Genomic DNA, 19,680 nt, shown 5'->3' with positions numbered 1-19,680 from the left:
CCGGATTCGCCGGACCCGGAGGCGCCGGTAAGGACAGCGGCTAATATCACTATTGGTCGTCCGGTCCCGGGGATCCGGTTTGCCGGGAGATCGGTCCGTGTCGGATGCGCCGTAATCCACCGCAATCGGAATATTGATGGTCATGCCGGTGGCGTGTACGTTCCGGCGCGGGCATTTGTCGGAACACGCTTGAGGTGGGTGACGTGGCGCGGCAGCAGGCTGAGATCCGGCGCGAGGAGATTCTCCGGGCCGCGGCGGCGGTGGTCGGGCGCAAGGGATTCGCGCGGACCCGGGTGGCAGATGTCGCAGCGGAGCTCGGAATCAGCGCCGGCCTGGTCTTTTACCATTTCGATTCCAAAGAGCGGCTGCTCTCCGAGGCATTTGTGATGGCCTCCGACCGCGACCTGGACGCCATGGACGCGGCGATTGCCGGCCCGGGCACCCACGCCGAGCGCGTGCGTAACGTGATCCGGCTCTACCAGCAGATCGCCTCCGATCCCGGCGACCGCGAGGTGTGGTCGCACAACATCGACGCCTGGGCCGAGGGCCGCTACACCGACGAGATCCGCGAGGTGGTCCGCCGCAACGACGCGCGCTGGCGCCACGGCCTGACCCGGCTGGTGGCGGCCGGGGCCGAGGCCGGAGAGTTCACCTGCCCCGACCCGCAGGAGGCCGCCCTGCGGATCTGTGTGATGCTCGACGGGCTCACGGTCGCCACCCAGGTACGCGGCACGCTGTCGAAGGGCAGGGCGAGAGCATGGGCCGAGGAACACGCCGCGAGAGAACTGGGCCTCCCGGCACCGGTCTTCCCGGTGCAGCAGCTTCCACCCGCCCAGCGCTGACCCGTGAGGCGCGTCGCGCGAGTGACGTCGAACACGGCAAGATGCATCGGTGACCAACCCACAGCACGACGACGCGGGTAGCCCTGGCGGCCACCGGCACGGCGTCGGTGGGGGTCTGGTCTCCGGGCTGGCCACCACGGCCCGGGCCCTGGTGCGGCACACCCACACGCAGGAGTATCCGGACGTCCGGCCCGACCTGCCCCCACGCAGCCGCGGGGTGATCGCCCTGCTCGCCGAGAACTGCACCAGCTGCATGCTGTGCGCCCGCGAGTGCCCGGACTGGTGCATCTACATCGAGTCGCACAAGGAAGAGGTCCCGGCCCCCGAGCCCGGCGGCCGTCCCCGGCAGAAGAACGTGCTCGACCGCTTCGCCATCGACTTCTCGCTGTGCATGTACTGCGGCATCTGCATCGAGGCCTGCCCGTTCGACGCGCTCTTCTGGAGCCCCGAGTTCGAGTACGCCGAGTTCGACATCCGCGACCTGCTGCACGAGAGCGATCGGCTCGAGGGCTGGATGGCCAGCGTCCCGCCCCCGTCCCTGCCCGACCCCGGAGCCGTCGAGGCGAAGGAGGTCGGGGTGGCGAGAACGGCCGCGGACAAGGCAATTGCGGCGTACGAAGCGACATTGGCGAAAGAGCGCGAGGAAGACCGTCCCGAGGGTGAGCGGTGAGCGGACCGGATCTGCTCCTCACCGCCCTCGCACTGCTGGCGGCGGCGAGCGGACTGCTGGCCGTGACCGGCTCACGCGTCGTCCACTGCGCCCTGTGGCTGGTGGTCAGCCTGGGCGCGCTGGCCGGTGTGTACCTGGTGCTCGGCGCCGAGGTGGTGGCGCTGGTGCAGTTGCTGGTCTATGTCGGCGCCGTGGTGGTGCTGGTGATCTTCGCGCTGATGCTGACCCGGGCCCCGGTGGAACCGAGCGACCGCCTGGACGCGCCCAAGGGCCAGAAGCTGGCGGCCGTGGTCGCGGGGATCTCGGTGGGCGGAATCCTGGCGGGCACGCTGATCTACGCCCTGCAAGACCTGACCGTCAAGGTCCAGGGCGAGCAGGGCAGCGCCCGGAACATCGGCCGGGCCGTGTTCTCCGGCTGGCTGCTGCCGTTCGAGCTGCTCTCGGTGCTGCTGCTGGCGGCCCTGGTGGCGGCGATCGCGGTGTCGCGGCACCTTCCCGCGGAAAAACGTCCCGGGCAGAGCCTCACCGAAGACGGCGGGGTCCAGTGATCCACCTGCTCGGACCGGCTGTCCTGGCCGCGGCCCTGGCGGGGATCGGGGTCTACGGCATCCTCGCCCGGCGCAACGCCGTGCTCGTGCTGATCGGCGCGGAACTCCTGCTCAACGCCGCGAACGTGCTGCTCGTGACCGCCTCGGCCCTGCCGGCGGGCGGTCTGGCCGGGCTGGAGCACAGCCAGACCTATCACGACCCGCTGATTCCCGGTCAGGTGATGACGATCTTCGTGATCACTGTCGCCGCCGCGGAGATCGGCCTGGGACTGGCGATCGTGCTGCTGCTGTTCCGGGCCCGCGGCACGGTGGAGCTGACCGCGGTCCGGGAGCTGGGCGAGGCCTCGCCCAGGCACACGGAGACACCCTCGTGACCGAGTCCGCCGCCATCCTCAGCATCGTGCTGCCCGCCGCCTCGGCGATGCTGGGGCTGCTCATGGGCCGCGACTGGGCCCGCGACTGGGCCGTGCTCGGCTCGCTCGGCGCCCTGGTGGCCGCCATCGCCGAACTGGTGCTGGTCGGTACCGACGGCCCGGTCACGGCGTTCGGTTTCCTCGGCCGGGCCCAGCTCGGGGGCACCACCATCGACCTGGCCCTGCGCTCGGACCAGCTCTCCGCCGCGGTCGCCGTACTGGTGGCCCTGGTCGCGTTCTGCGTGCAGATCTACTCGACGGCCTACCTGGCGGGGGAGGGCACGCCCGACGCGCCGACCCGCTACCCGGCCTACGCCGCGACGGTCTCGCTGTTCACCGCCGCGATGATGCTGGTGGTGCACTCGGCCGACCTGGTGCTGCTGCTCATCGGCTGGGAGGTCATGGGCCTGGCCTCGTACCTGCTCGTCGGCCACCACAGCGAACGGGCGAGCGCGAGAGCCGCTGCGGCGAAAGCCTTCCTGGTCACCCGGGTCGGTGACATCGGGGTGGTGCTGGCCGTGGTGGTGCTGATCGCGGGCGCGGGCACCACGTCGATCAGCGACCTGAACCGCGCCGCCACCGAGAACGAGATCGGCCACGGCACCGTGCTGACGGCCGGCCTGCTGCTGCTCGCCGGGGTGGTGGGGAAGTCGGCGCAGTTCCCGCTGCACATCTGGCTGCCGGACGCGATGGAGGGCCCGACCCCGGTCTCGGCCCTGATCCACGCCGCGACCATGGTGGCGGCCGGGGTGTTCCTGATGGCCCGGCTGCTGCCGCTCTACCTGACCGTGCCGGGCGCCCTGCAGACCGGCGCCGTGCTGGCCTCGATCAGCATGGTCGGCGCCGCGCTCGCGGCCCTGGCCCAGACCGACCTGAAACGGCTGCTGGCCTACTCGACGATCAGCCAGGTCGCGTACATGCTCGGCGCGGTCTGCGTGGCCTCGGACCGGGAGCTGGGATCCGGTGACCCGACGGCGCTCGCCGCCCCGGGCGTCCTCCATCTTCTCTCGCACGGAGCCTTCAAGGCGCTGTTGTTCCTGGCCGCCGGATGCATCGTGCACATCGTCGGCTCGACGGCGCTCGCCGACATGGGCGGGCTCTGGCGCACGCACCGCAGTCTGGCCGTGCTCTTCGGGATCGGGTTGCTGGGGCTGGCGGGCATCCCGCCGTTCGGCGGGTTCTGGTCGAAGGAGGCTGTGCTGTCGGCCGCCGACGAGGCCGCCCACGCCGGCACCTGGGTGGGCTGGACCGTGCTGGTCGCCGGGGTGCTCACGATCGTGCTGACCGGGCTGTACGCGGGGCGGGCCTGGGCGATCGTCGCGATGGGACGCGACCCGGTGCTGCCCGCGGTGGGTGACGCCGAGACCGAGGAACCGCACGAGAACCCGCACGGGCACAGCCAGGTGCCCGTGGCCATGATGCTTCCGCTGTACCTGCTGGCGATCCCGACCGTGGCCTTCGGCCTGGTGCTGCTGACCCCGTTCGACCTGCTGCACGGCGTCGAGATCCAGCCTGGCACCGCGATCACTGGTGCGCTGCTAGCACTTTCGGGGGTCGGCTGGGCGGTCTCGGCACCTCGCCTGGGCACCCCGGACATTGCCGTGGCCCTGCCGGTGAGAGCGAGAGCCCTGCTGGAGAACGCCTTCTACTTCGACGCGGTGATCCGCGCGCTGGTGGTGCGCCCGGTGCTGGGACTGGCGCGGACGGTGCAGATGCTCGAGCGCGACGTGGTGGACGCGTACGTGCGGGCCGTGCGGCCCACCACCGAGATCGCCGGAACGGTGCTGCGCCGCACCCAGACCGGTCTGGCCACGGGCTACGCGGTCTGGGTGCTCGTCGGTGCGGTCGTGCTCACCGTGGCCGGGATGGTGCTCGTATGAGCTGGTTGCTGCCGGCCCTGGTGCTGGTCCCGTTCGCCGGTGCCCTGGTGCTGCCGGGTCTCCCGGACCGGTTCGCCGTGCGGGCCGGGGTGGGGGTCGCCCTGGTCACCCTGGCCCTGGCCGTCCTCGCCACCTACGAGACGGGTACGACCGGGTTCGGCCGCATGCAGCTGGAGGTGCGCACCGACTGGGTGCCCGCGCTGGGGCTGCAGGCCCATCTGGGGATGGACGGGGTCAGCGCGCCCCTGGTTCTGCTCACCGGGCTGCTGTCCGTACTCGTGTGCCTGTACCTCACCCGGGTGGGACCGGACCGGAATCTGGTGGCCTGCGTGCTCGCGGTGACCGGCGGGTCCCTGGCCACCTTCACCGCGCTCGACCTGCTGCTGTTCTTCATCGCCTTCGAGACCGTGCTGATCCCGATGTGGCTGGTGATCCGGATCTGGGGGGACACGACACAACCCGGGGGGACCGCGACCCGCAACGACGCCGCGAGCCGGTTCGTGCTCTACACCGCCACCGGCTCGGCGCTCATGCTGCTCGGGATCATCCTGGTGATCGCCCGCACCGGCACCTCCGACCTGACCGAGCTGATCGAGCGCGGCGGCGCCGGTATGTCGGTGACCACGCAGACCGTGGCGGCCGGCCTGATCGTGCTCGGCCTGGCCGTGAAGACCCCGATGTGGCCGCTGCACACCTGGCTGCCCCCGGCCCACACGATCGCCCCGACCGCCGGATCGGTCCTGCTCGCCGGGATCCTGCTCAAGCTCGGCACCTACGGCCTGGTGCGGGTGGCCGTGCCGGTGCTGCCCGCCGGCCTGCAGAACGTGGCGCCCTGGCTCGGCGGCTTCGCGGTGGTGGGCATCGTCTGGGCCGGGCTGGCCTGCCTGACCGAGCGCGACCTGAAGCGGCTGGTGGCGCTGTCGTCGGTGGCGCACATGGGTTTCGTCCTGCTCGGCGTGGCCTCGATGACCCCGACCGGCCTGCAGGGGGCGCTCTACGCCAACATCGCGCACGGCGTGGTCAGCGCCCTGCTGTTCTTCGTCGTCGGGGCGCTGAAAGACCGCCACCACAGCGCCGACCTGAGCGTTCTCGGACCCGGCCTGCGCGACCGGCTGCCCCGGCTGGGATGGCTGCTCACCCTAGGCGCGGTCGCCGGTCTCGGTCTGCCCGGCCTGGCCGTGTTCTGGGGCGAGCTGCTGGCGATCGCCGGGGCCTGGCAGTCCTCCGCACTCGGCGCCCTCGACCGCCCCTACGCCGTGATCGCCGCGGTCGGCACCGCGATCGCCGCCGCCTACTGGCTGCGCGTGCTGCGGCTGATCTGGCAGGGAACGCCCCCCGCGGACCAGGCCGGGCTGCCCGACGCCACCCACCACGAGACCGTCGTCGTCCTTCCCCTGGTCGTGGCCACCGTCGTCCTCGGACTGCTGCCCGGTCCGCTGCTGTCCACCACCGCCGGGGTGGTCCGGCTGCTCCTGCCCGGCGGGGGAGTGGTGCCGTGATGCTCACCGACATCACCGGGACGCTGACCGGCGTCCCCCGGATCGACGCGGTGGCCCTGCTCCCCGTCATCGCCCCCGTGGTCGCGCTGCTGCTGGTGCTCCTGATCGACGCCGTCCGGCCGGTGAAGCCCCTGCTGAACCTGGTCACCCTGGCCGGCCTGCTCACCGCCGCCGGCGGCGTGGCCTACCTGGCGCTCGAGGGCACCGAACGCTCCACGGCCTGCTCCATCGGGGTCGTGGTGGGCACGGCCGGCCTGAGCGGACCCTCACCCCTGCCCGAGAGCCTGAGCCCGTCCGACGTCGGCTTCGGCTGCTCCTACCTGGTCTCCGACCTCACCCTCACCGGGCAGGCGATCGTGCTGGTGGCGGCGATCGGCTGCCTGCTGCTGGCCCTCGACGGCCCGGGCGCCGAAGACCGCACCGCCCACCACACCCTGCTGCTCGCCACCGTGGCCGGTGCCACCGCCCTGGCCGGCGCCCGCGACCTGGCCACCCTCACCGTCGCCCTGGAGACCGCGACCCTCCCGGCGATCGGCCTGATCGCCCTGCGCCGCGACGCCCAGGGGGCCCAGGCCGCCGTCACCCTGCTCCTCACCGCCATCGCCTCCCTCGGCCTGCTCCTGCTCGGCATCGGCCTGCTCTTCCTGGCCACCGGCTCGCTCTACCTCTCCCGCATCGCCGACGTCCTCGCCTCCGACCCGGATGAGAAGGTGCTCGTCGTCGCGGTGGCCGGGGCGATGTTCGCGCTCGCGGGCATCGGGTTCAAGATCTCGCTGGTGCCGTTCCACCAATGGACGCCCGACACCTACGCGGGCGCCCCGCTGCCCGTCGCCGCGCTGCTGTCCACCGTCTCCAAGGCCGCCGGGCTGACCGCCGCCGCGGTGCTGCTGGGCATCGGGCTGCCGGCGCTGCACGACGCCTGGGCGCCGCTGATCGGGGTGCTGGCCGCGCTGACCATGACCGCCGGCAACCTGGTGGCTCTGCGGCAGCAGGTGGCCGTGCGGCTGCTGGCCTGGTCGACCGTGGCCCAGGCGGGCTGGGTGGTCCTGCCGCTGGCCGCCTCGGGTACCACCCGCGACGGCGTGCGGGAGGCGGTCGCCGCCTCGCTCGGCTACCTGCTGGCCTACGTGGTGGCCGGTCTGGCCGTGTTCGCCGTGGTGGTGCTGGTCGCGCGCCACCACCGGGCCGGTGAGGAACACACCCTGGAGGCCTACCGCGGCCTGGCCCGCACCGAACCGGTGGCGAGCGCCGTCCTGGCGTTCGCCCTGGCCTGCCTGGCCGGGCTCCCTCCGGGGGTGATGGGCCTGATCGCCAAGGTGGTGGCGCTGCGCCCGGTGGTGGACGCCCAGCTGTGGCCGCTCGCCGTGGTCGCGGCCCTCAACGTCGCCCTGGCCCTGGCCTACTACCTGCGCTGGACCGCGCTCCTGCTCGCCACGACCGATCAGGCGACCCCCAGGTGGCGCCTGCGCCCCGCGGAAGGGATCGTGTTGGGTGGAGCGGCGGCAGGTTGTGTAGGTCTGTCCATCGGTGCCGGGACGATCGCCGGGCTGTTGCCCGATCTCCTGCGCTGAGGCGTCGGCAACACCGAAGCACCGGGAACGTGATCAAGCCGGATACCGTTGAGTTTCCTGACGGTGCCCGGTGGCACCGATCGAGAGGAGTCAGGGAGCGCCGAAATGGGCCATAGTCATTTCAACGGGCTGAAGACCGCGATCCTGCTGGGCGGGATGGCAGCATTTCTGATGCTGATCGGTGGGATCTTCGCCAAGGGTCCCGGTCTGGTCATCGCGCTGCTGATCTCGCTGGCCATCAGCGGTTACCAGTACTGGAACTCCGGCAAGATGGCGATCCGCTCGATGCGGGCGCGACCGGTCAGTGAGGCCGAGCAGCCGGCGATGTACCGCATCGTCCGGGAGCTCTCGAACGAGGCCCGCCAGCCGATGCCCGCGCTGTACGTGTCGCCGACGCAGGCGCCCAACGCCTTCGCCACCGGCCGTAACCCGCGGCACGCGGCGGTCTGCTGCACCGAGGGCATTCTCCAGATCCTCGACGAGCGGGAGCTGCGGGGTGTGCTCGGCCACGAGCTGATGCACGTCTACAACCGCGACATCCTCACCGCCTCGATCGCCGGTGCCCTGGCCAGCGCGGTCACGTTCATCGCCAACTTCGCCTTCTTCTTCGGCGGCAGTGACGACGACGAGCGACCGAACTTCATCGCCATGATCGCCTTCTCGATTCTCGGCCCGCTGGCCGCCGGCATCATCCAGATGGCGATCAGCCGCACCCGCGAGTACGACGCCGACGAAGACGGCGCCAAGCTCACCGGCGACCCGCTGGCGCTGGCCTCGGCCCTGCGCAAGCTGGAGATGGGTACCCGGCAGCTGCCGCTCCCGCCCGAGCGGGAACTGGTCAACGCCAGCCACATGATGATCGCGAACCCGTTCCGCGGGGGTGGCGTGGCCAAGCTCTTCGCCACCCACCCGCCGATGGCCGAGCGCATCGCCCGGCTGGAGTCGATGGCCGGCTACCGCCGCTGAGGAAGTGAACAGACGAAGCCCCCGGAGCCGTCGCTCCGGGGGCTTCGTCGTATCTCAGAACTTCTCGAGATCCGGCTCTTCCAGCAGGGACTTCACCTCGGCGGGCGTCAGGGAGGCCGACTCCAGCCCCTTCTTGTCCAGCCACCCCGCGAGCAGGGTGCGGGCGGTGGACGCGTCGCATCCCAGCCGCGCCATGATCATCCCGGTCGCCAGATCACTCATCTGCTGGATCTGGACCTGCGACACCGCGTCGCGGGCCTGACCGGCCTGGTCGTCGAGATCCCGGTCCAGCGCCAGGCACATGGTCAGCGGACCCACGTATCGCCTGAGGTGGTCGGTCTCGACGCCGTCACCGATCTCGCCGAGCAGCAGGCCGATCATGGTGTTCAGTAACTCACGCAGAGGAGTGGAACTCTGGAGCCTCTCCGGCTGGGCGGTGTCGGGCCTCGGCGGACGGCCTGTGGTCGTCATGCAGTCGTACTTCCCCATCCATCACAGGGCGGGAGGATTAGGGGGGTCCCGCCAGGAAATGGATCTTTACGACTGCTTCACAAAGGTCCGGAAGGATCTTAGCCCGGACGAGGCACTGCTACGTGCAGGCAGCGTTCCTCACGACGACGTGGACCCCCGGTAGAGCGGGACGAACAGTTCCTTGAACTTCGCCGCGCTGTTCGGGAACGAGTTCTCCAGGCTGTGCTGCCCGCCCGAGCCGTCGCTGTAGTCGTACTCGAAGTACGAGGCGTACGCCACGTTGTTGACCGGGTCGGTGATGAAGTCGTACATCCGCTGGATGTAGTCCGGGTCGTCCGAGCCGCCGATGCCGTCCGGGCGCTGCCACACCCCCCACTCCGGCAGGGTGAGTCGCTTCCCGTGCTCCTGGGCGAAGCTCGACCAGTACTTCAGGCCCCGGTCCCCGCCGTAGACGGACTCGTCCCAGGCCCGCTTCTGGTGCTTCACGTAGCAGGCGCTGTCGCAGGTGTCCGGGTACGGATAGGCCTTGCCCGACACGTCGTAGGCGTCCACCCCGACGTAGTCGACCACGTCGTCACCGGGGTAGTAATCCGCCGCGTCGTAGGCGTTGGAGCCGTTGTTGACGTTCCAGTCGAACTCGAAGTTCGCCCCCGGCACCGCCCGCATCGTCTCGACGATGTTGCGGTAGTAGCTCTTCCAGCTCGCCGAGTCCTTCGAGGCCCAGGGCCAGTCGGACAGGTTGAACTCCCAGCCCACCCGCAGGATCGCGTCTTCCTGACCGCCCGCGACCAGGTTCTGCGCCAGGGTCTGGAAGTACTGGCTGTACTCCCCGTTCGCGCCCGACCGAAGGTTGCCGCTGCCGTCGGTGGGCAGCATCGCCACCGCGTAGACCAGCCGGTACGGGGTGTCCTTCCACTCGTCCAGCAGGTACTGCGGGTCGGCGATGTTGTCCCAGGTCTCACGGGCCGAGAAGTCGACCACGTAGCTGACGTCCGTGCCGAGCCACTGCTCGTAGGCGGCCACCTCGTCCGCCGACGTCTGCTTGAACACGCCGAACTTCGTACCCGAGGTAGTGGCGGCCGAGGCCGACGCGCTCGCGGTGGGCGTGGCGCCGCTGTCGCCGTCGTCCGGGCCGCGGGTGGCGACGAAGATCACGCCGATCAGGGCCAGCGCGGCCGCGGCGGCGCCGGCTCCGAGGAGCAGCCGGCGATTCGGGCCGGTCGGAGCAGGGGACGCGGGTGGCCCGGGGGGCCGGGGCGGTTCGGTACCGGCGGGGCCGACGGGCACCGGTCGGGTCGGCAGGTCGCCTTCGCCCATGGTGGACGCCGTGGCCGGCGTCGCGGGGTCGCTTGCGGACGCGGCGTGCCGGCCTTCGGGAGGGGCCTCGGGACGCGGGGCGTCATCAGAGGGCGTGGCACGCATGGTCGCAAAGCCTTTCGACGGATCGGGCGCTTCTTCCGGCCTTGAGAGTGCCCCGTGATCACGGTGATTCCGCTGAGAGTGGCAGTGATGATTCACGGCCGCACCACGGAACCACCGATCCGGGTCACCCGGACGGCCGCGACTGCTCTCGTCCAATGCTTGACCGTTCAACTAAATGCTTTTATCGTCAAGTACATGACGACCACGGTGGATCCCACAGCACCCGGTGCGGCCTTCGACGCCTTCCTTCCCGGGGCGCTGGCCACCAGCCGGGCCCAGCGACCCTGGACCCCGCAGGACGGCGCGCTGCCCGCGCTGTACCTCTCCCACGGGGCGCCCCCGCTGTTCGACGACGGCGACTGGATGGACCAGCTCCACGCCTGGGCCCGCCGGATGCCCAAGCCGAAGAGCATCCTGATCATCAGCGCGCACTGGGAGTCGGCGCCGCTCAGCCTGACCAGCCCGTTCGCCAACACCCCACTGGTCTACGACTTCGGCGGGTTCGCCCGGCGCTACTTCGAGATGCAGTACGGCACACCCGACGCCTCGGAACTGGGCCGCCTGGTCGCGTCGGTCTTCCCGGACGTCGAGACGGTGCACCAGCACCAGAGCCGCGGCCTCGACCACGGTGCCTGGGTGCCGCTGAAGGTCATGTACCCGCTGGGCGACGTGCCGGTGCTCCAGCTGAGTATCCCGACGCACGACCCGGCGAAGCTGCTGGACCTCGGCCGTCGCCTGCGCCCGCTGCGGGAGGAGGGCGTCATGATCATCGGCTCCGGCTTCATGACGCACGGCCTGCCGTTCCTGACCCGCGACGCGATGATGGGCAAGATCCCCGGCTGGTCGGCCGACTTCGACGCCTGGGCCCAGGACGCACTGGCCCGCGGCGACGTGGACACGCTGATGAACTACCTGAAGCGCGCTCCCGGCCTGCCCTACTCCCACCCCACCGTCGAGCACTTCGTGCCCGCGTTCATCACCCTGGGCGCGGCCTCGAACCCCGAGGCCCCGGTCACCACGACCATCGAGGGCTACATGTGGGGCCTGTCGAAGCGCTCGTTCCAGGTGGCTTAACGGGTGGCTTGACGGCCCGGGCGGCCGTAGGTCGTGTACTCGGTGGTGCCCCGTTCCTGCGCCTCGATCGCCTGCTGCAACCGGCGGGTCAGCGAGGGCGTGAGCGGGGCGCTCCCCAGGTCCGCGGGAGCCACGAGACGGGCGGCCCGCAGCTCGCTCTCCTGCAGCACCAGCCCGTCGATCGCCGCCTGGTCGAGCACGCCCCCGTCGAAGACGAACTGGATCTGGTCGCGCCACACCCCGTGGCGCGGCACCCAGTCCACGACCAGCAGCCGACCCGGCTCGCGCTCCAGCCCGAGCTCCTCGGTCAGCTCCCGGGCACAGCCCAGGCGTGGATCCTCGTTGTCCTCCACCGCGCCGCCGGGCATCACCCAGGTGGGCTTGTAGACGGCCTCCAGCAGCAGCACCCGGCCCTGCCCGTCCCGGATCAGGGCGGCCGCCGCCACGTTCTTCGACGGCAGCCGGGACGAGATGCCCGGGTTGAACTCGGCCTCGGGCGCACCCTCGGTGAGCAGGTCGTCATCGAGGCTGGGCAGGTCGGTCACGAAATCGCCGGTGGTCACGATGATCGATCGAACACCTCCCCGATCCCGGCGGGCAAGCTGACAGCCCGTCCGCGCGCAGGAGTTCACCGGATCGACCCACACCCTCCCCGGCCAGCCTCTCCCGATTGGCCGTGGACCGCCCAGGGTGACCCGCGCATGATCGTGCCCATGTACGTCCCCACGTATTTCGCCGCCGATGACGAGCAGGTGAGCAATCTCCTGCACCGCCACGGCGCGGCCGACCTGATCACCCCGACCGCGCAGGGACTGGTCGCCACCCTGCTCCCGCTGCTGTTCGAGCCCGCCGCGGGTGGGCACGGCGCCCTGCTCGGGCACGTGGCCCGCAACAACCCGCACTGGCAGCAGCCGGCGACCGGTGAGTCGCTGGTGATCGTGCGCGGACCCGACCACTACGTCACACCCTCCTGGTACGCCTCCAAGGCCGAGCACGGCCGGGTGGTGCCGACCTGGAACTACCTCACCGCCCACGTGTACGGCGAGCTGGTCTGGCACGACGACCCGGCCTGGCTCGACTCGCTGGTGCGCCGGCTCACGGACAAGCACGAGGCCGGCCGCGAGAAGCCGTGGAAGTTCGACGACGCCCCGGCCGCCTTCGTCGCCGGGCAGCTGCGCGCGGTCGTCGGGGTCGAGATGCGGATCACCCGGATCGAGGCGAAGTCCAAGTTCGGCCAGAACAAGCCGGAGGCGGATCGGCAGGGCGTCGCGGCGGGGCTGCGGGCCGAGGGTGATGTGGACGGGGCCCGGATGGTGGGGCACTGAGGCCAAAGCAGAACGGCCCCTGACGAGGTCAGGGGCCGTTCTGGTGCACGTGGCCGGTGCAGGGTTCGAACCTGCGTAGGCTGAGCCGTCTGATTTACAGTCAGATCCCTTTGGCCACTCGGGCAACCGGCCGTGCTCCACCGTGCGGGCCCGTAAGCCCGTCCGGCGGATGCGAGGATAGCAAGGATCGCGGGTGTTTCGCGCATCCGTTCCCTCCGGGGCCGGCGCGCACCCGGTGCGATCCTCTGTGAACAACCCACTAGCAAGCATCAAGGAGCTTCTCTTGGCCAGCGATTCGTCGTTCGATGTGGTCAGCAAGGTCGACCGGCAGGAGGTCGACAACGCGCTCAACCAGGCGGAGAAGGAGATCGCCCAGCGGTACGACTTCAAGGGCGTCGGCGCTTCGATCGAGTGGAGCGGTGAGACGACGGTCGTCATCAAGGCGAACAGCGAGGAGCGGGTGACCGCGGTCCTGGACGTGTTCCAGAGCAAGCTGATCAAGCGCGGGGTCTCGCTCAAGGTGCTGGAGTCCGGCGAGCCGAAGGCTTCCGGCAAGGAGTACCGGATGGAGTCCGAGATCAAGGAGGGTCTCAGCCAGGAGATCGCCAAGAAGATCGGCAAGATCATCCGGGACGAGGGCCCGAAGGGCGTCAAGTCCCAGATCACCGGCGAGGAGATGCGCGTCTCCAGCAAGAACCGGGACGACCTCCAGGAAGTCATCGCGCTGCTCAAGGGCGCGGACCTGGACGTCGCCCTGCAGTTCGTGAACTACCGCTGAGGTTTCCGCGAACCGGAGGAAGGACGCCGCCGGCACCACCGGCGGCGTCCTCGCGTCCATCTCGGCCGGCGCGGCGTCCGGGGGTCACACCGGGGTGAGCTCAGTCACCTGATCGCTCACCTCGTCCCGGTGCCGGGCCGGCAGGAGCAGGGCCGCGGCGACCGCCGCGAGGGCGGCGACGCCGGAGGCGATCAGCGATCCGGCCTGGAGCCCGTCGATGAACGACTGCCGTACGGCGGTGGTGGCCGGCCCGGCCACCGACGCGGGCAGCCCGGAGACCACCCCGAGACCGGCCATCACCGACTCCCGGGCGCTGTCCGCGGCCTCACCGCCGACGCCCAGGCCGAGCAGGGTGTCGTGCACGTGGCTGCCGTAGAACGAGCTCATCACCGAACCCAGCACGGCCACGCCGAGGGTGCCGCCGACCTCGCGGGTGGTGTCGTTGACGGCCGAGCCCACGCCGGCCTTCTCCCGCGGCAGGGCCCCGAGGATGGCGTCGGTGGCCGGGCCGGTGCTCATCGCCAGGCCGCCGGCCATCAGCGCCATCGCGGCGATGATCGAGCCCCAGTAGTGCGATTCCAGGGTCACCGTGGAGGCCAGGAAGAAGCCGGCCGACATCAGCGCCAGGCCGCCGGCCACCACCACGGTGGTGCCCAGGCGCTTCATCAACAGGATCGCGACCGGCGACAGGGCCCCGGTGACCAGGGCGAACGGCAGGGTGGCCAGGCCCGAGCGGAGCGCGCTCCAGCCCTGTACGGCCTGGAAGTACTGGGTGATCAGGAAGATGAAGCCGAAGAGCGCGAAGAACGCCGCGGTGATCGCCCCGCTGGCGGCGCTGAAACGCGGGTTCCGGAACAGGGCCACGTCGAGCAGCGGCTGCGGGTGCCGGGCCTCCCAGGTGACGAACGCCACGAGAAGCACGGCGGTGACGACGAACCCGGTGATCGTGGCCGGTGAGGTCCAGCCCTGGTTCGGGGCTTCGATCAGGGTCCACACCAGCGTGGCGGTGAAGGCGACCGAGCCCAGGGCGCCGAGTAGGTCGAAGCCTGCGGTGTGCGGGTCCTGGGACTCGCGCAGCAGGAGCCGGCCGGCGACCAGGGCGATCACCACGATCGGCGGGTTCACCAGGAACACCGCGCTCCAGTCGAAGTGCTCCAGCAGCACACCCCCGCTGACCGGCCCGATCGCCACCGCCAGGCCGGAGATGCCGGCCCAGATGCCGATGGCCGTGGCCCGCTCCCGGGCGTCGGTGAAGATGTTGGTGAGCAGGCCCAGGGTCGCGGGGTAGATCAGCGCCGCGGCCACGCCCATCGCGGCGCGCCCGGCGATCAGCTGCTCGGTGCCGGTGGCCAGCGAGGCGGCGAACGAGGTCAGCCCGAAGAGCACCAGGCCCACCTGCAGGGTGCGCAGCCGGCCGAAGCGGTCGCCGAGGTGGCCGGTCAGCAGCAGGAGGCTGGCGAAGACCAGCGTGTATGCGTCGACGATCCACTGCAGTCCGCTGGTCGAGGCCGAGAGGTCCCGGCTCAGGGTGGGGAGGGCGACGTTGACGATGGTGTTGTCGACCGTGACCAGCAACACGCTCAGGCACAGCACGGCGAGCATCCACCAGCGGTGGGGGATCGGGGCTTCCTCGGGCACGGCCAACTCCTTAGAACAATGTCCTATAGTTATGGCACAACGTTCTAATAAGTTCCCCCGTTCGTCAACCCGTCCGGTTGCGTGGGGGAGGATGGGCGCGGTCGGAGCAGAGCGGAGGACGACGTTGAGCGAACGTAAAGCTGCTGGTCAGGGCAGAAGAGCGCGCACTTCCAGCCGGGATCTGGAGGCGGCGCTGACGGATGCCGCCGAGGCGGTCCTGGTGCGTGAGGGGCCGGGCGGCGTGACCGTGCGGGCGGTGGCGACCGAGGCCGGCGTGGCACCGATGGGCGTCTACAACCGGTTCGGCAGCAAGGACGGTCTGGTCGGGGCGCTGCTGATGCGAGGGTTCACGGGGCTGACCGAGGCGATCGCGGCCCCCGGGGAGACCGACGCGATCACCCGGATGTGGCTGGCCGGGGTGCGGTACCGGGAGTACGCGCTCTCGCACCGGTCGCACTACGCCCTGATGTTCGGCGACCGGCTCGGGGGTGAAGATCTCTCGCCCGAACTGGCGGCCTGCCTCGACGGATCGTTCGCCGTGCTCGTCGACCGCGTGGCCGGGCTGATCGCGGCCGGGTACTTCACCGCGGGTGACCCGGAGCTGATCGCCCAGCAGGTCTGGAGCGCGGTGCACGGCGCGGTCGCGCTGGAGCTGGCCGGGCGGCGGAATTCGGGCGATGCCGAGGTCGGCTACCGGCAACTGCTGCGCATGGTCTTTCGCGGATTCGCGGTACCCGGGACTCTGGTCTTCCCCGACCCGGACGGGCCGCCGGTACCGGCCTGAGCTGCGAAGACGGCAGTCCGGGCGGGGCGCGCGGGCGCCGATTTCTGTCTCGGGCCCCGGATCCTGTACTGTTGGCGAAGCCCGCCGGGGAGAAAGACACCGCCCGGAAGGCAGGCCCCGATAGCTCAGTCGGTAGAGCGTCTCCATGGTAAGGAGAAGGTCTAGGGTTCGATTCCCTATCGGGGCTCTGGTTGGTCTTGTTCAGAGCGAGGCCGCTCCTGGCGGGGTAGCTCAGTTGGTAGAGCAAACGACTCATAATCGTTGTGTCACGGGTTCAAGTCCCGTCCTCGCTACTCTGAAGTTATCCATACCGCGCAGATCGATCCTCATCGACAGCGACTCCATCTGAAAGAGGCACAGCCGTGGCCAGCAAGTCCGCCGACGTCCGTCCCAAGATCACCATGGCGTGCGTCGAGTGCAAGGAGCGCAACTACATCACCAAGAAGAACCGGCGTAACAACCCGGACCGGATGGAACTGAAGAAGTTCTGCCCGCGCTGCACCAGCCACACGGCGCACCGCGAGACCCGCTAGGTTGTTCCGTCGGAAGGCCGTCCCGTTATCGGGGCGGCCCTTCGTCGTGTTTGCGTGTTGAGTCAGAACCAAGGAGTGGGACTCGTGGGCGTCAACCCAGAGATCGTCGGGAAGATCTACACCGATGCGCCGGTCTACGAGGTGGGCCGCGAGAAGATCCGCGAGTTCGCCCAGGCGATCCGGTCCACCGACCCGGTGCACACCGATCCCGAGGCCGCCCGTGCGCTCGGTTACCCCGACGTGGTGGCACCGCCCACCTTCGCGATCGTGATCGCGCAGCGCTGCGAGGGTCTGGTGATGACCGACCCGGACGCCGGCATCGACTACTCGCGCCTGGTGCACGGTGAGCAGCGCTTCACCCATCACCGCCCGATCGTCGCCGGTGACCGTCTCACCTCGGTCGCCCACGTCGACGACGCCCGCCTGATGGCCGGCAACGGCCGGGTGATCACCCGGGTCGAGATCACCGACGCCGCAGGCGAACCCGTCACCACGGCGGTCTCGATGGTGCTGATCCGGGCGGAGGAGGCATGAGCGTGAAGTTCGACGACATCTCGGTCGGCGAGGAGTTGCCCCCGGCCGACGTCACCGTCACCCGGGCCGACCTGATCCGCTACGCGGGGGCCAGCGGTGACTTCAACGTCATCCACTGGAACGAGCGGGTGGCCACCTCCGTCGGCCTGCCCGGCGTGATCGCCCACGGCATGTACACGATGGCGCTCGGCGGTCAGTACGTCAGCGAGTGGGCCGGCGACGCGGGCGCGGTCGTGGAGTACGGCACGCGGTTCACCAACCTGGTGCCGGTGCCGGACGACGAGGCCGGCGCCACGATCACCTACAGCGGGAAGATCACCAAGACCGACGAGGCGGCTCGCACCGTCACCCTCACCCTGACCGCGCTGCACGGCGGCCAGAAGGTCCTGGGCAAGGCGATCGCCGTGGTCCGGCTGCCGTGACCGCCGTGACCAGGCTGGCTGAACTGACGACCCTCCGGGTGGGCGGCCCGGCCCGCCGGCACGTGATCGCCACCTCGGCCGACGACATCCTGGCGGCCGTGCGCGAGGCCGACGCCGCCGGGGAACCGCTGCTGCTGATCGGCGGCGGGTCCAACCTGGTGATCGGCGACGCCGGGTTCGAGGGCACGGTGATCCAGGTCGCCTCGCGCGGGATCACCGTGCACAACGTCGACTACTGCGGTGGCGCGGAGATCACGGTCGAGGCCGGTGAACCGTGGGACGGAGTGGTGGCCCGGGCCGTGGCCGAGGGCTGGATCGGCGTCGAGGCGCTGTCCGGCATCCCCGGCTCGACCGGTGCGACACCGGTGCAGAACGTGGGCGCCTACGGCCAGGAGGTGTCCGGCACCGTCGCGAGCGTGCGCACCTGGGACCGGGCCGAGCAGAAGATCCGCACGCTGGCCGCGGCCGACTGCCGCTTCGGTTACCGAGACTCGCTGTTCAAGCGGGAGCGGTTCCTGGGCGGGCCGCGCTACGTGGTGCTCCAGGTGTCGTTCCAGTTCGTCGTCGCGGACTTCAGCGAGCCGGTGAAGTACGCCGAGCTGGCCCGTTCGCTCGGCGTGGAGATCGGCGACCGGGTCCCCCTCACACAGGTGCGGGACAACGTCCTCGAACTACGGGCGGCCAAGGGCATGGTGCTCGACGCGCCCGACCACGACACCTGGAGTGCCGGGTCGTTCTTCACCAACCCGGTGCTGCCGGTCGAGCAGGCCGACGCGCTGCCCGCCGACGCGCCGCGCTACCCCGCCGCCGACGGACGGGTGAAGACCTCGGCCGCCTGGCTGATCGACCATGCGGGCTTCTCCAAGGGTTTCGGGCTTCCCGGCCCGGCGAGCCTCTCCACCAAGCACACCCTGGCCCTGACCAACCGGGGTCCGGCGGTCGCCGCCGACGTGCTCGACGTGGCCCGGCAGGTGCGCGACGGGGTGGAGAAGACCTACGGAGTTCGCCTGGTTCCCGAGCCCGAACTGATCGGCTGCGAGCTCTAGGGAACGACAGCCGGGACGGCTGCGTGACGGAGCACTGACCGGGAGCTGGCAAACTCTGTTCATGGAGCGCCCGGTCAACACTCTTCCCAAGGCCCATCTGCACCTGCACTTCACCGGCTCGATGAGACCGGCGACCCTGCAGGAGATGGCGGCGAAGCACCGGATCCGGCTGCCGGAGAGCCTGCGTGAGCATCACCTGCTGCGCCTTACCCCCGATGAGCGGGGCTGGTTCCGGTTCCAGCGCCTCTACGACTCGGCCCGCGCCTGCGTGCGGGACGAGGACGACATGCGCCGCCTGGTGCGGGAGGCCGCGGAGGACGACGCCGCCGAGGGGTCGCGCTGGCTGGAGATGCAGGTCGACCCCACGTCGTACGCCCCGCACGTGGGTGGCCTGACCCCGGCGCTGGAGATCGTGCTCGACGCCGCGCGGGAGGCCTCGGAGACCACCGGCTGCCAGGTCGCGATCATCGTGGCGGCCAGCCGCATGCGTCATCCGCTGGACGCACGCATCCTGGCCCGGCTGGCGGCCCGGTACGCCGGTGAGGGTCCCGGCACGGTGGTGGGTTTCGGCCTGAGCAACGACGAGCGCCGCGGCGACACCGAGGAGTTCGCCGGCGCCTTCCGGATCGCCCGCAACGCCGGGCTGGCCAGCGTGCCGCACAGCGGTGAGCTGAGGGGGCCCGATCACGTCACGCAGACGCTCGACACCCTGCACCCCGACCGCCTCGGGCACGGCGTGCGCGCGGCCGAGAGCCCGGAGGTGCTGGGCCGGGTGATCGACGCCGGTGTGGCTCTTGAGGTCTGCCCCGCCTCCAACGTGGCACTCGGGGTGTACCCGACGCTGGGCGAGGTGCCGTTGCAGAAATTGGTGGACGCCGGTGCCCGGGTGGCGCTGGGGGCGGACGACCCGCTGTTGTTCGGTCCGCGGCTGGCGGCCCAGTACGAGGCGGCCCGTGACGTGCACGGCCTGTCCGACGAGGGGCTGCGGTACCTGGCGTCGTCGTCGATCGAGGCCTCGCGGGCGCCCGACGACGTGAAGAAGCAGCTCCTGGCCGAGGTCGAGGCCTGGGGGAGCGACACCACATCATGAGGGCGTGGCTCCGGCGGCGAACCCGGAGCCACGCCCTGGATGAGCCCGGTCTGTTGTTCCTGCTCCCTCAAGCGGAACAACAGACCAGGCGCCGCGCCTCTCGGTGCGCGGCTCCGGTTCGGTGGGGCCCGACGGGGGGCAGGTCCTGACCGAACCGGAAGCTTGTGGTGTCAG

General features: G+C 70.5%; 21 protein-coding genes and 3 tRNA genes. 19 read left to right on the top strand and 5 right to left on the bottom strand.

Annotated features, from left to right (window positions below; all coding sequences use genetic code 11):
* Positions 1-203: 203 nt before the first annotated feature.
* The 8 genes from LR393_RS08150 (at position 204) to htpX (ending at position 8,389) form a co-directional block, all read left to right on the top strand.
* The gene (locus LR393_RS08150; protein ID WP_231482863.1) at positions 204-842 is read left to right on the top strand and encodes a TetR/AcrR family transcriptional regulator; all 639 of its coding nucleotides are present in this window, start codon (positions 204-206) and stop codon (positions 840-842) included.
* A gap of 49 nt (positions 843-891) precedes the next feature.
* A complete protein-coding gene (locus LR393_RS08145) occupies positions 892-1,512 on the top strand; it encodes a 4Fe-4S binding protein (RefSeq protein WP_231482862.1) in 621 nt (206 codons plus the stop codon).
* A complete protein-coding gene (locus LR393_RS08140; protein ID WP_231482861.1) occupies positions 1,509-2,060 on the top strand; it encodes an NADH-quinone oxidoreductase subunit J family protein in 552 nt (183 codons plus the stop codon). The genes LR393_RS08145 and LR393_RS08140 overlap by 4 nt, the downstream gene beginning before the upstream one ends.
* Positions 2,057-2,434 carry an NADH-quinone oxidoreductase subunit NuoK gene (gene nuoK / locus LR393_RS08135; RefSeq protein WP_231482860.1) on the top strand — a complete coding sequence of 126 codons (378 nt, stop codon included), beginning with the start codon at positions 2,057-2,059 and terminating at the stop codon, positions 2,432-2,434. Before LR393_RS08140 ends, nuoK begins: the two co-directional genes overlap by 4 nt.
* A complete protein-coding gene (locus LR393_RS08130; protein ID WP_231482859.1) occupies positions 2,431-4,353 on the top strand; it encodes an NADH-quinone oxidoreductase subunit 5 family protein in 1,923 nt (640 codons plus the stop codon). Before nuoK ends, LR393_RS08130 begins: the two co-directional genes overlap by 4 nt.
* On the top strand, positions 4,350-5,852 hold the full coding sequence (locus tag LR393_RS08125) for a complex I subunit 4 family protein (protein ID WP_231482858.1): 1,503 nt from the start codon (positions 4,350-4,352) through the stop codon (positions 5,850-5,852). Before LR393_RS08130 ends, LR393_RS08125 begins: the two co-directional genes overlap by 4 nt.
* A complete protein-coding gene (locus tag LR393_RS08120) occupies positions 5,852-7,423 on the top strand; it encodes an NADH-quinone oxidoreductase subunit N (protein WP_231482916.1) in 1,572 nt (523 codons plus the stop codon). The genes LR393_RS08125 and LR393_RS08120 overlap by 1 nt, the downstream gene beginning before the upstream one ends.
* A 105-nt stretch (positions 7,424-7,528) precedes the next feature.
* Entirely contained in the window at positions 7,529-8,389 is an 861-nt protein-coding gene (gene htpX, locus LR393_RS08115; RefSeq protein WP_231482857.1) for a zinc metalloprotease HtpX, read from the top strand.
* 54 nt (positions 8,390-8,443) lie between these two features.
* Here the strand turns inward: htpX and LR393_RS08110 are convergent, their stop codons facing one another.
* Together LR393_RS08110 and LR393_RS35080 are read right to left on the bottom strand one after the other, a co-directional pair.
* Positions 8,444-8,860: a hypothetical protein gene (locus LR393_RS08110; RefSeq protein WP_231482856.1), complete on the bottom strand. Its 417-nt coding sequence runs from the start codon at positions 8,858-8,860 to the stop codon at positions 8,444-8,446.
* Positions 8,861-8,998: 138 nt separating this feature from the next.
* The gene (locus LR393_RS35080) at positions 8,999-10,282 is read right to left on the bottom strand and encodes a glycosyl hydrolase (RefSeq protein ID WP_269326823.1); all 1,284 of its coding nucleotides are present in this window, start codon (positions 10,280-10,282) and stop codon (positions 8,999-9,001) included.
* A gap of 195 nt (positions 10,283-10,477) precedes the next feature.
* Here LR393_RS35080 and LR393_RS08100 point away from each other — a divergent pair, with 195 nt between their 5' ends.
* Positions 10,478-11,356: a dioxygenase family protein gene (locus tag LR393_RS08100; RefSeq protein ID WP_231482855.1), complete on the top strand. Its 879-nt coding sequence runs from the start codon at positions 10,478-10,480 to the stop codon at positions 11,354-11,356.
* Here the strand turns inward: LR393_RS08100 and LR393_RS08095 are convergent.
* Complete coding sequence (locus tag LR393_RS08095) at positions 11,353-11,919, bottom strand: NUDIX domain-containing protein (RefSeq protein WP_231482854.1); 567 nt, start codon at positions 11,917-11,919, stop codon at positions 11,353-11,355. The genes LR393_RS08100 and LR393_RS08095 overlap by 4 nt on opposite strands.
* 150 nt (positions 11,920-12,069) lie before the next feature.
* On the opposite strand from LR393_RS08095, the gene LR393_RS08090 reads away from it, so the two are divergent.
* Positions 12,070-12,681: an FMN-binding negative transcriptional regulator gene (locus LR393_RS08090; RefSeq protein WP_345718758.1), complete on the top strand. Its 612-nt coding sequence runs from the start codon at positions 12,070-12,072 to the stop codon at positions 12,679-12,681.
* 50 nt (positions 12,682-12,731) lie between these two features.
* On the opposite strand, the gene LR393_RS08085 is transcribed toward LR393_RS08090, so the two are convergent.
* Positions 12,732-12,813, bottom strand: a tRNA-Tyr gene (locus tag LR393_RS08085).
* 151 nt (positions 12,814-12,964) lie between these two features.
* On the opposite strand from LR393_RS08085, the gene LR393_RS08080 reads away from it, so the two are divergent.
* Positions 12,965-13,459 (top strand): YajQ family cyclic di-GMP-binding protein, encoded by a 495-nt coding sequence (locus tag LR393_RS08080; protein ID WP_231482852.1) that lies wholly within the window; start codon positions 12,965-12,967, stop codon positions 13,457-13,459.
* An 84-nt stretch (positions 13,460-13,543) separates the two neighbouring features.
* Here LR393_RS08080 and LR393_RS08075 read toward each other — a convergent pair whose 3' ends face one another.
* Positions 13,544-15,097 carry a DHA2 family efflux MFS transporter permease subunit gene (locus tag LR393_RS08075; RefSeq protein WP_231482851.1) on the bottom strand — a complete coding sequence of 518 codons (1,554 nt, stop codon included), beginning with the start codon at positions 15,095-15,097 and terminating at the stop codon, positions 13,544-13,546.
* Positions 15,098-15,221: 124 nt separating this feature from the next.
* On the opposite strand from LR393_RS08075, the gene LR393_RS08070 reads away from it, so the two are divergent.
* From LR393_RS08070 to LR393_RS08035, 8 genes are all read left to right on the top strand, one after another.
* Positions 15,222-15,881, top strand: coding sequence for a TetR/AcrR family transcriptional regulator (locus LR393_RS08070; protein WP_231482849.1), 660 nt, complete (start codon positions 15,222-15,224; stop codon positions 15,879-15,881).
* Positions 15,882-15,995: 114 nt separating this feature from the next.
* A tRNA-Thr gene (locus LR393_RS08065) sits at positions 15,996-16,068 on the top strand.
* A gap of 33 nt (positions 16,069-16,101) precedes the next feature.
* Positions 16,102-16,174: transfer RNA gene (locus LR393_RS08060), tRNA-Met, on the top strand.
* A gap of 69 nt (positions 16,175-16,243) precedes the next feature.
* Entirely contained in the window at positions 16,244-16,414 is a 171-nt protein-coding gene (gene rpmG, locus LR393_RS08055; protein ID WP_285594366.1) for a 50S ribosomal protein L33, read from the top strand.
* An 84-nt stretch (positions 16,415-16,498) separates the two neighbouring features.
* Positions 16,499-16,948 (top strand): MaoC family dehydratase N-terminal domain-containing protein, encoded by a 450-nt coding sequence (locus LR393_RS08050; protein ID WP_231482848.1) that lies wholly within the window; start codon positions 16,499-16,501, stop codon positions 16,946-16,948.
* Positions 16,945-17,370: a MaoC/PaaZ C-terminal domain-containing protein gene (locus LR393_RS08045; protein ID WP_231482847.1), complete on the top strand. Its 426-nt coding sequence runs from the start codon at positions 16,945-16,947 to the stop codon at positions 17,368-17,370. The genes LR393_RS08050 and LR393_RS08045 overlap by 4 nt, the downstream gene beginning before the upstream one ends.
* A gap of 5 nt (positions 17,371-17,375) precedes the next feature.
* The gene (locus LR393_RS08040) at positions 17,376-18,416 is read left to right on the top strand and encodes a UDP-N-acetylmuramate dehydrogenase (protein WP_231482846.1); all 1,041 of its coding nucleotides are present in this window, start codon (positions 17,376-17,378) and stop codon (positions 18,414-18,416) included.
* Between the two features lie 61 nt (positions 18,417-18,477).
* Positions 18,478-19,506 (top strand): adenosine deaminase, encoded by a 1,029-nt coding sequence (locus LR393_RS08035; protein ID WP_231482844.1) that lies wholly within the window; start codon positions 18,478-18,480, stop codon positions 19,504-19,506.
* Positions 19,507-19,680 lie beyond the last annotated feature (174 nt).

Source organism: Kineosporia mesophila (assembly GCF_021129235.1).
GTDB lineage: Bacteria > Actinomycetota > Actinomycetes > Actinomycetales > Kineosporiaceae > Kineosporia > Kineosporia mesophila.
The sequence above is the reverse complement of the archived record's forward strand: the minus strand, read 5'-3'. Positions and strand labels throughout refer to the sequence as shown.